This is a genomic window from Acinetobacter baylyi DSM 14961 = CIP 107474, assembly GCF_000368685.1.
GTDB classification, from domain to species: Bacteria; Pseudomonadota; Gammaproteobacteria; order Pseudomonadales; family Moraxellaceae; genus Acinetobacter; species Acinetobacter baylyi.
This window is the reverse complement of sequence record NZ_KB849625.1, coordinates 107,321-119,153: the sequence shown is the minus strand read 5'-3', so window position 1 is coordinate 119,153 and position 11,833 is coordinate 107,321. Positions and strand designations below refer to the sequence as shown.

Here is an 11,833-nt window from a genome sequence, read left to right as displayed (position 1 = left end):
ATATTGAATAGCTATAATCGGATAAAATAGGGCAGGACAGATAAAACGATACCGATAACTGTCATCCATAGCGTATTTTCAACAAAATAGGGAAAAATCATTAAACTTAAACCACATACGAGCGGAATACTACGTTGTTGTTTTTTACCATAGATAAAATAGCCTAAGCCAATACAACTAAAGATCAAACCGAGTAATAAGGGAGTTGCTGTCATTTCGATTAAAATTAAGCCTATTTGTATGCAGCCTATCGATCAAACCTGAAATTTAAATGAATAAAGCGTGAAAGATGTATTTAAATCATCAAAAGTAAAAAAATAAGTAAAAAATAATGTGATCGCTTTCATAAAACTGTGATGTACTGATAGGATAATGAAGTAAAAGTTAATTTTTCTACAACTTACTATGAGGTATAAATGCCAGTAAAACTTATCGCAGTCGATATGGATGGAACGTTTTTAAATTCAGAGAAGAAATACAATAAAGCGCGATTTTTAAAACAATATGCGCAGCTTAAACAACGCGGAATAAAATTCGTTGCAGCAAGTGGCAATCCGCTTTATACCCTTCAAGCTTATTTTCCCGAAATTACCGATGAAATTGCATTCGTCGCGGAAAATGGTGCTTATGTCACAGCTGAGAATGAGGAAATTCATTACAGCGCCTATGCGCCAGAAGTATTAAAGCATATGGTGTCTGATCTCGAAGCTAAGTATGGAAGTAGTGTGATTTTATGTGCTAAATCCTGCGCGTATGTCCGATCAGATGTGACAGCAAAAACACTTGCTAAACTGAATATCTATTTTAAAAGCATCAAACAGGTCGATTCGCTACTTGATGTCAAAGAGCCAATTTGTAAAGTCACCCTTACCACTGTTGAACATGACTTTGAAGCAATGGAGCAGTATTTAAAACAGCAAGATTATGTCAAAAACCGTCTCACCAAAGCGGTATCAAGTGGTTTTGGTTTTATTGACTTGATTCAACCGAACAAGCACAAAGCCTATGGACTTGCATTCCTACAAGAAAGGTGGGGAATTGCGGATGAAGATATGCTGACCATTGGTGATAATAATAATGATATCGAAATGATTCAGAAAGCGGGTTATGGGTTTGCCATGAGCAATGCAGTGCCAGCACTAAAGCAAGTTGCAAAGTACCACGCCAAAAGCAATGAGCAAGAAGGTGTTCTGGATATTATTGATCTGGTTTTACAATCGAAAGGCTTTTCACACAGTTTAGTGTCTGAACCTGAGGTGATGTCTTAATGAGCACTGTATTAACGGTTGCAAAGCGCGGCGAAGAGATTTTAAAGCTTAACGCTGCGCCTGTGTCTGAGCAGGAATTTGACAGTGAGTGGTTGCAACAACTGGTAAAGGCAATGCAAGCCACCATGCTTGAGCGAAATGGAGTAGGGATTGCTGCGCCACAAATATATGTTTCCAAAAGAATCATGATTGTGGCATCGCGTCCCAATCCACGTTATCCCGATGCACCTGAAATGCAACCTGTGGTGATGATTAATCCCGAGATTACGCATTTTTCTTTTGAAAAAGAGCTTGGAGAGGAGGGCTGTTTGAGCGTACCAGATCAGCGTGGTCAGGTTGAGCGTGCACAAAGTATAGATGTTCGTTATTTTAGCTTACAAGGCCAGTTGATTGAACAGCGCTTTCATGGCTTTCCTGCACGTATTGTGCAACATGAAATTGATCATCTCAATGGCGTACTATTTGTCGACAGATTGATTTAATCTGTCTGGTTTTTTTGCTTAGAGAGTTTGCCCAATGTGTTGTTTAGAGAACTAAAGTAGTAAAACAAATCGCTATATTACAAAAGACCTGATTTTAGTATTATAAATTCGCTGTACCATCAAAATTAAAATAAACTCGAAAAATTGAAGGTTTAGCCTTATGCAAACGCCCGTTCCTGAATATCTGGCTCATGTCATTGATCAGTGTGAAAACAATCAGACGGGTAAACTAGCCGATTATATTCCTGAGCTTGCCCATGCCAATCCCGACCAAGTCGCGCTGGCCATGTCAACGGTTGATGGGCAAATTTATGCGGTTGGTGATGAGGATATTGAATTTACCATTCAATCGATGTCAAAGCCATTTACTTACGCATATGTGTTGCAACAGCTAGGGCTGGATGAAGTTCTTGATAAGGTGGGTGTTGAACCTTCTGGGGAAGCTTTCAATGAAATTTCTTTAGGTCATGATAAACGCCCTAAAAATCCCATGATTAACTCTGGTGCGATAACCACGCACTCACTTATTCCTATTAAAGATCAGCTTGAAAGTGCTGAAATAATACGTCGTTTTATGAGTGAGCTCGCAGGACGTGAGTTATGTTTCGATGAAGCGGTATATGCCTCTGAAATCAAAACAGCATACCGTAATCTTTCTATCGGCTATATGCTCAGAACCGTTGGAATTTTGGAAACCGATCCTGTAGATATCGTCAATGGATATATACGTCAGTGCTCAATTCTAGTGACTGTTAAAGATTTGGTAAAAATGGGCAGTATTCTAGCCAATGGTGGTATTGATGCCACCACAGGTAAACGACTATTGAACCGTGATGTGGTACGTCAAGTTTTAAGTGTCATGATGAGTTGTGGTATGTATGATGCCGCTGGCGATTGGCTTACCACTGTGGGTATTCCTGCCAAAAGTGGTGTCGCAGGTGGGATTTTAGGCGTGTTGCCAGGGCAGGTCAGTATTGCCGCGTTTTCACCTCGACTCGATGAACATGGTAATAGTGTACGCGGGATCGAGATGATGGAGCGCTTGTCTCGAGATATGGGATTACATTTGATGGAAGGAACGCCTTCTGCACAAACTATTGTACAAAGTCATTATCGGACAGGAAAAAATGCCTCGACTAGTATTTATGTACTCCGTGGGGTTTTAAAATTTACCGAAGCAGAAATGTTATTACGTATATTTCAGGGTGAAGCAGTGGATGAAAGTACAATCGTCATTGACTTAACCCAGATTTCATTGATTCATGATGTGGGTAAACGTATGTTTTTAGAAGGTGTTGATCGTTTGATTGATGATGGTCATAGCGTGCTTCTCGTTGATCCTGAGCAACGGCTAGAACAGGCGCGTACTCACAAAGATCGAGTACTACATGTGTATCAGAATATGGATGAACTGTTAGAAAAATAGTCTGACCTATGTTGATCGTATAGTCAGGTACAGATTATTTTTTATATTGCTTAAACTGCTGAGGAGTAATGCCCATATGACGTTTAAACATCGCACTAAATGCACTGGCACTGGTGTAACCCAAAGATTCAGAAATCTGACCAATGGTTTGATCATCAGAGAGTTGCTTTAAAGCGAGCGCAATATGCATCTGCTGAAGCCATGCACGATAAGAAAGCCCAGTTTCTCTTTGAAACATGCGCATGAGGGTACGCGAGCTGGTATTGATTTCATCTGCCCATGTGTTCAGGTCATATACATGATGAGGTGATCGCAACAGCGTTTCACATATTTTAATCAGGCGATGATCCTTAGGCCATGGAATCTGTACAGGGAGTGAGTTAGCTCGTTTAATCTCATCAAATACAATGATTTGTAAAGCATGGGAAAGTTGTCTCGAACGATCATCTGGATGGTCTTTAAGCTCATCCAGTTCATTAAAACGAATTAATAATTCATGAAGCAAATTGCTCACCCGAATCAAGAAGCAATGTTCCCCCATCGACTTTGCCGCATTTTCCTCGACTAGCGCAGTATTGAGTTTAACCTGACTGAGTGAAATAACGCTGTGTTCGACCCGCGGTGGAATCCAGAGTGCGCACATGGGAGGTAAAATCCAGACCTGATCTGGTGTAAAGACCTGAATGCTGCCTTGAGAGGCATAAAGTAATTGTGCTCTCAAGTGAGCATGCGCATAAGTAATTTCTTTATAGCGATGTTCTGAAGATAGACCTATGATGAGTTCAGACTGTTTTGTTGAAATTGGCATGATAAAGTGTCACTTTCACAATGATTATTGGAAGATAACTGCATAATAGACATTTTACAATGATGTTTCATTAGAAATATTGGAGTTTGAGGATGACGTCTTCAATACAGTTGAAAGACAAAATCGGAGATGAGCGAAATTCATCTAGTCAACCGCAGAAAATGATTATCCAGATTGTAGGTGCAGTTGCGATTGCACATTTGCTTAATGATCTGATACAAGCCGTATTACCTGCGATTTATCCAATGCTCAAAGCAAATTTTGCTTTAAGCTTTGCCCAGGTTGGACTCATTTCCTTTGTCTATCAAATTACAGGTTCATTGCTACAACCGTGGATCGGACTGTATACAGATAAATATCCTAAACCTTACCTGCTTCCTATTGGGGCAGCCGTCACGCTATGCGGTGTTCTGTTATTGGCATTTTCACCAAGCTTTATGGTTCTGCTGCTTGCCTCTGCATTAATTGGCGTGGGTTCTGCAACATTTCATCCTGAAGCTTCACGAGTTGCCCGTCTCGCTTCAGGTGGACGTTTTGGTACAGCTCAATCGACATTTCAGGTCGGTGGAAATACTGGAACGGCTATTGGACCTTTACTGGCGGCTTTAATTATTGTGCCTTTTGGTCAGCACGCTGTGGCTTGGCTGGTGGCATTTAGCTTACTTGCGATCTGGATTTTATCTAAAGTAAGTCAATGGTCGATTGAGCATGCCAAAACTCAAATGGCCTCAAAAATCAGTGTTGGAATGCACAAGCTGCATGGCCGTGAATTGATCATGGCTATAGGCACAATATGTGTTTTGATGTTTGCCAAATTTACCTATATTGCCAGTATTAGTAATTACTTTACCTTTTATCTCATTCATAAATTTCATGTCAGTTTGGCCACTGCACAATTACATCTGTTTGCGTTTTTAGCCGCAGTTGCGGTAGGAACCTTTGCAGGTGGACCAATCGGTGACAAAATCGGACGAAAAGCTGTCATTTGGGTATCTTTTGTCGGGATGGCACCATTTGCCTTGCTGATGCCTTATGCTGACTTATTCTGGACCACAGTACTTTCGATCATTGCAGGCTTAGTTTTATCATCTGCATTTGCTGCTATGGTGGTGTATGCACAAGAGGCTGTGCCAGGACGTGTGGGAATGATTTCAGGTTTAATGTTTGGCTTAATGTTCGGTGTGAGTGGGATTGCTGCGGCAGGACTGGGTTATTTGGCAGATATTAATGGAATTGAATGGGTATTCAAGTTGTGTTCATTTTTGCCATTGTTAGGTGTGGCAGCAGTTTTTCTACCTAAAAACAGAGCTGTATCCAAGCTATAAGTCGAATAAATATAAATTGATGCCCATTTTGACTAAATCATATTTGGGCATCAATGAGACAGGACGTGAGCCTGCTTGGTTCAATTCAAACTTGACCATAATATCTTTAATAAACAGTTAAGATCTCTGAATACACAGGTCTAAAATCCCGAACAATGCTTGTAGATAGTCAAAATTTATTTCTCTTGTACTATTTGAGTTTTAATCCAATACTTTTGATAAGCATCTTTGCTTCTACATAAGCCTGCTTGGTCTTGCAATGTTCTCTGTACAGAATTTATAGAATCCCTAAAAGCAATGGCCCAGACAAGCCTGTTGATTGCTATTTTCCAGTATTGAATAAGATTAATGTATAATCCAGAAATTATGTAACAAACTAGGTAGTCACTATGAAATCTGAATTTTACCAAGGAAAAATCAAGCAATATGATGCCACAAAGGGATTTGGATTTATTGGGGGCTTAGAGCAAGATGTTTTTTTTCATATTTCAGACTTTCCCCTTGAAGAGGGTGAGCCAAAGCGCAATGAGCGCGTAAAATTTATGGTGGTTGAAAATAACGGTAAGTTTAAAGCAGTTAAAATCCAGCGTGTCGTTGATCAGTCTGCAAAAGCCAAAAAATCAAGAGCAGTAGAAAATAATACTTCGATTACGTCTGCCTTACTCTCAAATTTTAAAAAATAAATGACCTAAAAAATCCCTCTTGAAAGAGGGATTTTTTTGTTTAGCTTATCGAATCATCCAAATTCGGTGCTAACCAACGCTTCGCTTCATCCATTGTCCAGCCTTTACGTTTCGCATAATCCTCAAGCTGATCTTGAGAAATCTTACCCACATTAAAGTATTCGGATTGCGGCAAGCTGTAATAAAAGCCGCTGACACTGGATGGTGGCCACATAGCAAAACTGCTAGTAAGGAAAGTACCAATTTTGTCAGTTGAACCTAGCCAGTCAAACAGCACTGCTTTTTCAGAATGTTCTGGACAAGCTGGATAACCAGGTGCAGGGCGAATCCCGACATACTTCTCTTTGATCAAGGCTTCATTATCCAAGGCTTCATCAGGTTGATAACCCCAATAGTCCTTACGAATCAACTCATGCAAATGTTCGGCAAAGGCTTCGGCAAAACGGTCACCTAATGACTGAACCAGAATTGCAGAATAATCATCGCCTTTGGCTTTATATTCATTTGCCAGTTCTTCTGCACCAAAGATCGATACAGTAAAACCACCAAGATAATCGGTATGCTCTTGAGAGGTGCTAATAAAGTCCGCTAAAGATAAATTTGGCTTGCCTGTGACTTTGTCAGATTGCTGACGCAAATGTTCAAAAGTATGCGTGATATTGCCTTGCATGTCGTAGACAGAAACCGTGTCATCTCCAGTGCGTTTGGCAGGGTATAACGCAAATACAGCACGAGCATCAAAGCGTTTATTTTCAATAATGTCTTTCAGCATCGCCTGAGCTTGATTATATAAATCTGTTGCTGCTTCACCCACGATTTCATCGGTCAGAATTTTTGGAAATTTACCTGTCAAACTCCACGAGATAAAAAATGGTGTCCAGTCAAAATATGGAACCAGTTTCTCAAGTGGGTAGTTGGTAATGACTTGCTCACCCAGCAGATTTGGCTTTGGTGGAACGTAAGCATTCCAGTCGATATTAAAGCCATTTTTAACGGCTTCTTGATAGCTCAGTTTGGCTGCTTTAGGTTGCTTATTGGCTAAACGCTCACGAATTTTGGCATATTCAGCACGATGCTCGGCAATAAAATTACCGCGCATTTCTTTCGACAATAGCGTGGTTGCAACCCCTACAGCACGCGAAGCATCGGCCACATAAATGACTGCATCATTTTGGTACTGAGGATCAATTTTTACAGCAGTATGTGCTTTCGATGTGGTAGCACCACCAATCAATAGCGGAATATTAAAGCCTTTACGCTGCATTTCTTTGGCAACAAACACCATCTCATCTAGGCTAGGCGTAATTAGACCAGACAGGCCAATGATGTCACATTTCTCATCAATTGCGGTTTGCAAGATTTTTTCCGCAGGCACCATCACGCCAAGGTCAACGATGTCATAACCATTACAACCCAAGACCACACCCACGATATTTTTACCAATATCGTGTACGTCACCTTTTACAGTTGCCATCAATACTTTACCTTTAGACTGGCTTCCTGTTTTTTCAGCTTCGATGTACGGGTTCAGCCATGCCACGGCTTGCTTCATCACACGTGCAGATTTCACCACTTGCGGCAGGAACATTTTACCTGAACCGAACAGGTCGCCCACCACGTTCATGCCATCCATTAATGCACCTTCAATCACATCAAGTGGACGTTTAGCTTTTAAACGGGCTTCTTCGGTATCTTCATCGATATAAGTAGTGATGCCTTTGACCAACGCATATTCAAGACGTTTTTCAACTGATTCATTACGCCATTCAAGGTTTTCAGCTTCGCGTTGTGCGCCACTATGACCACGGAACTTTTCTGCAACTTCAAGCAATTTCTCTGTGGCGTTTTGACCTGATTCACCTTGGTTTTGGTTTAGAACAACATCTTCAACCGCATCTTTGAGTTCTTTTGGAATATCGTCATAAATTGCCATTTGTCCAGCATTCACGATCCCCATGGTCATACCTTGTTTGATGGCATGATAAAGGAATACCGAGTGAATCGCTTCACGCACAGGCTCATTACCACGGAATGAGAACGAAACGTTCGATACACCACCTGAAATCATCGCATGCGGTAAGTTCTGTTTGATCCAGCCCGTCGCCTCAATAAAATCAACACCATAGTTATTATGTTCTTCGATCCCTGTTGCCACGGCAAACACGTTCGGGTCAAAAATAATATCTTCAGCAGGGAAGCCGACTTCATTCACCAAAACATCATAAGAGCGCTTACAGATTTCACGCTTACGTGCAGCGGTATCGGCCTGACCAGTTTCATCAAATGCCATGACGATAATCGCAGCACCGTATTGGCGACACAAACGTGCTTTTTCAACAAACTCGTCATAGCCTTCTTTTAAGGAAATTGAGTTAACAACAGGCTTACCTTGTACACATTTCAAGCCCGCTTCAATAATTTCCCATTTCGATGAGTCAATCATGATGGGTACACGAGAAATATCAGGTTCAGAAGCAACCAGATTCAAGAAATGCACCATCGCATTTTGCGAATCGAGCATGCCTTCATCCATATTGATGTCGATGATTTGCGCACCAGCTTCCACTTGTTGCTGTGCAACTTCCAGGGCTTCGGCAAATTTTTCTTCACGGATTAAACGCAAGAATTTTTTTGAACCCGTCACGTTGGTACGTTCACCAACATTCACGAATAATGAATCATCGTAAATATTAAACGGTTCTAAACCACTCAGACGGCAAGCGGGTTTTGTTTCAGGAATCTGACGTGGCTGAATGTCTTTGACTGCATTATAGATGGCGCGAATATGATCTGGTGTGGTACCACAGCAACCACCTGTGATATTGATCAAACCACTCATCGCAAATTCTTTTAAAAATGCGGCGGTCTGTTCTGGGGTTTCATCATATTCGCCAAAGGCATTGGGTAAACCTGCGTTTGGATGGGCTGAAACAAAAGTATCTGCCACATCGCTAATGGTTTTGACGTGCGGACGCATGGCATCTGCACCCAAAGCACAGTTAAAACCAATCGAGAGCAAATCGCCATGACGCACAGAGTTCCAGAATGCTTCTGCTGTTTGCCCTGTTAAAGTACGACCTGATGCATCAGTAATCGTTCCTGAGATCATCAATGGTAGTTCATGACCAAGCTGCTTAAAGACTTCTTTAACTGCAAAAATCGCCGCTTTGCAGTTTAGGGTATCAAATACAGTTTCGATTAATAGAATATCTGCCCCACCTTCAATCAGGGCATGGGTGGCTTCGATATAGTTTTCTTTTAATTCGTCAAAGGTAATGTTTCGGAACGCTGGGTCATTTACATTCGGTGAAATCGAACAAGTACGTGAAGTTGGCCCAAGTACACCTGCAACAAAACGTGGTTTATCTGGTGTAGAGTATTTGTCACATGCCGCACGAGCCAAACGCGCAGCTTCACGGTTAATCTCGGGTACCAGATCTTCCATGTGATAGTCCGACATTGAAACGCGGGTGCCGTTAAAGCTGTTAGTTTCGATAATATCGGCGCCAGCGTCTAAATAGGCTTCATGAATGCCTTGGATAATCTGTGGCTGTGTTAACACCAACAGATCATTATTGCCTTTTAAGTCTGATGCCCAATCTGCAAAACGCTCACCACGATAATCGTCTTCTTCTAATTTGTGGCGTTGAATCATGGTGCCCATCGCACCGTCAATGATTAAAATGCGTTCGGCGAGAAGCGCTTTAAGGGTGGTGAGCGTGGACATAGATAATCCTGGCGAATTTGAAAAATGCGCGTTATTGTAACAGAAACTCGCTATTTTGCTGCTCATTTAAACATGAACGAGGTATACATGTTTAATTGTACAGGATTAAAGATGATTTAAAAAAGATGATTGAAATTTCATCAAAATGACATATTCAGCTTTCAAAATGAAAATGTAAATGTCGCAAATGAAACAATTGTCATTTTTTTCAACAATTATGACAGTTTCAAAAATACTTTTAATAAAAAGGGTGGTTTTGATTTAAGATTATGTTTTTATTGTATAAAAAATATTAATTTGAGTGTGAGGCAAGCATGGTAAATAGAAAAATGAAGTCAAATGGATAAAAATTGACTTCATAAAAGGGCTGTTTGTCATATAATTGTCATAATTTAATTTAAGAATAAGGGGATTTTATTAATCCTCTTGAACCGTCTGCATGAATTCAAATCTACCCCCTGTTTCGGATTCAAAGCTTGTGGAACCTTCCCTTGCAAAATCGACGAATGTACATGTACCTACACCGAAATTTTTTATGCCGGTGTTTTTTACAATTATTATTGCAACCCTGATTTACATTGGATTTCAGGTGAATGCTGATTTGGCGCACGTACCGCCTTTAAATTTATACTCTGTTATTTTACTTTCTACTGCATTATTGATTGCATTAGGTTTTGAGTTTGTTAATGGCTTTCATGACACAGCAAATGCCGTTGCAACGGTGATTTATACCAATGCATTGCCTGCACCTGTAGCCGTGATGTGGGCAGGTTTCTGTAATTTTCTGGGTGTTATGGTGGCTAGCGGCGCCGTAGCATACGGAATCATTGCATTATTGCCCGTCGAACTGATTATGAATGTCAGTAGTGGCGCTGGCTTTGCCATGGTTTTTGCACTTTTAATTGCCGCGATTATCTGGAACTTAGGAACATGGTTTCTTGGTATTCCAGCTTCAAGTTCTCACACCCTGATTGGTTCAATTTTGGGTGTAGGTATCATGAACCATATTTTGAATGCATCTTCTGGAAGCAGTGGCATCGATATGGATCAAGTCATTAAAGTGGGTAAAGCATTATTATTTTCTCCTTTAATTGGTTTTGCTTTTGCAGCAGTCTTATTCCTTTTGGTCAAGAAAGTTTTTAGACGTCAACTTGAACTTTTTCAGCCACCTGAAGGCAATAAACCGCCGCCACCCATCATTCGTGCGATTCTGATTTTTACCTGTACTGGTGTAAGTTTTGCTCACGGTTCTAATGACGGCCAAAAGGGTATGGGTCTGATCATGCTCATTTTGATTGGATTGGTACCACTCGCGTATTCATTGAATAAAAATCTTGATGCACAATATTTAAAGTCTTTTGAGCAACTTTCGAGCGAAACTGCAATCGTTTTGCATGCAAATCAGGCTGAGATGAAAGATGAAAAAGCGCGTGAAATTCTGACCAAATATATTCAGACCAAACAGCAAACGCCAGAAGTTGTTCCTGCTTTGGCAAGTATTACAGATCATCTTGGTCAGCGCGTTGCAACGTATGGTGATTTAAAAGATATTCCAGAAGTTGCAGTGAGTGAAATCCGCAATGATATGTATTTAAGTACAACCACTTTTAAACGTCTGGATAAAGCTGAAGCGCTTCCAGCAATGACACCTCAACAAGAAGGTGTTGTAAAAGAATACCGTAGTAATCTGGATGGTTTCTTACAATACATTCCAAACTGGGTGAAGGTTGCTGTAGCATTAGCTTTAGGTCTTGGCACCATGGTGGGCTGGAAGCGTATTGTGGTGACTGTAGGTGAGCGTATTGGTAAAAACCATATGACTTACGGTCAGGGAATGTCTGCTGAATTAGTTGCAATGAGTACCATTGCTGCTGCCGATGGTTTGGGCATGCCAGTATCAACGACGCATGTATTAAATAGTGCAGTTGCTGGTACCATGGTTGCCAATAAATCAGGTCTAAACTTTAATACAGTTAAAACCATTATTTCGGCATGGATTTTTACCTTGCCAGCCACGATCTGTTTGTCAGGTGGCTTATATTGGTTATTTTTACAGTTTGTAAATTAAATTTGAAAATGCAGAAGAGGCCACTAAAGAGTGGCCTTTTTTTTAT

Annotated in this window: 9 protein-coding genes; 6 read left to right on the top strand and 3 right to left on the bottom strand. The window is 40.8% G+C overall.

Features of this window, described 5'->3' with window-relative positions:
* Nucleotides 1-11 precede the first annotated feature (11 nt).
* On the bottom strand, nt 12-215 hold the full coding sequence (locus tag F952_RS02535; RefSeq protein WP_004921723.1) for a hypothetical protein: 204 nt from the start codon (nt 213-215) through the stop codon (nt 12-14).
* Between the two features lie 201 nt (nt 216-416).
* Here F952_RS02535 and F952_RS02530 point away from each other — a divergent pair, with 201 nt between their 5' ends.
* The 3 genes from F952_RS02530 (at nt 417) to F952_RS02520 (ending at nt 3,176) form a co-directional block, all read left to right on the top strand.
* The gene (locus tag F952_RS02530; RefSeq protein WP_004921719.1) at nt 417-1,268 is read left to right on the top strand and encodes a Cof-type HAD-IIB family hydrolase; all 852 of its coding nucleotides are present in this window, start codon (nt 417-419) and stop codon (nt 1,266-1,268) included.
* Complete coding sequence (gene def, locus F952_RS02525; RefSeq protein WP_004921717.1) at nt 1,268-1,750, top strand: peptide deformylase; 483 nt, start codon at nt 1,268-1,270, stop codon at nt 1,748-1,750. Before F952_RS02530 ends, def begins: the two co-directional genes overlap by 1 nt.
* 160 nt (nt 1,751-1,910) lie before the next feature.
* Entirely contained in the window at nt 1,911-3,176 is a 1,266-nt protein-coding gene (locus F952_RS02520) for a glutaminase (RefSeq protein WP_004921713.1), read from the top strand.
* Between the two features lie 34 nt (nt 3,177-3,210).
* On the opposite strand, the gene F952_RS02515 is transcribed toward F952_RS02520, so the two are convergent.
* Complete coding sequence (locus tag F952_RS02515) at nt 3,211-3,984, bottom strand: AraC family transcriptional regulator (protein ID WP_004921709.1); 774 nt, start codon at nt 3,982-3,984, stop codon at nt 3,211-3,213.
* A gap of 92 nt (nt 3,985-4,076) precedes the next feature.
* On the opposite strand from F952_RS02515, the gene F952_RS02510 reads away from it, so the two are divergent.
* Both F952_RS02510 and F952_RS02505 read left to right on the top strand, forming a co-directional pair.
* Entirely contained in the window at nt 4,077-5,309 is a 1,233-nt protein-coding gene (locus tag F952_RS02510) for an MFS transporter (RefSeq protein ID WP_004921706.1), read from the top strand.
* Nucleotides 5,310-5,698: 389 nt separating this feature from the next.
* Entirely contained in the window at nt 5,699-5,992 is a 294-nt protein-coding gene (locus tag F952_RS02505) for a cold shock domain-containing protein (protein ID WP_004921702.1), read from the top strand.
* A gap of 40 nt (nt 5,993-6,032) precedes the next feature.
* On the opposite strand, the gene metH is transcribed toward F952_RS02505, so the two are convergent.
* Nucleotides 6,033-9,719, bottom strand: coding sequence for a methionine synthase (metH, locus tag F952_RS02500; protein WP_004921699.1), 3,687 nt, complete (start codon nt 9,717-9,719; stop codon nt 6,033-6,035).
* Nucleotides 9,720-10,158: 439 nt separating this feature from the next.
* On the opposite strand from metH, the gene F952_RS02495 reads away from it, so the two are divergent.
* Nucleotides 10,159-11,787 carry an inorganic phosphate transporter gene (locus F952_RS02495; RefSeq protein WP_004921698.1) on the top strand — a complete coding sequence of 543 codons (1,629 nt, stop codon included), beginning with the start codon at nt 10,159-10,161 and terminating at the stop codon, nt 11,785-11,787.
* Nucleotides 11,788-11,833: the final 46 nt, after the last annotated feature.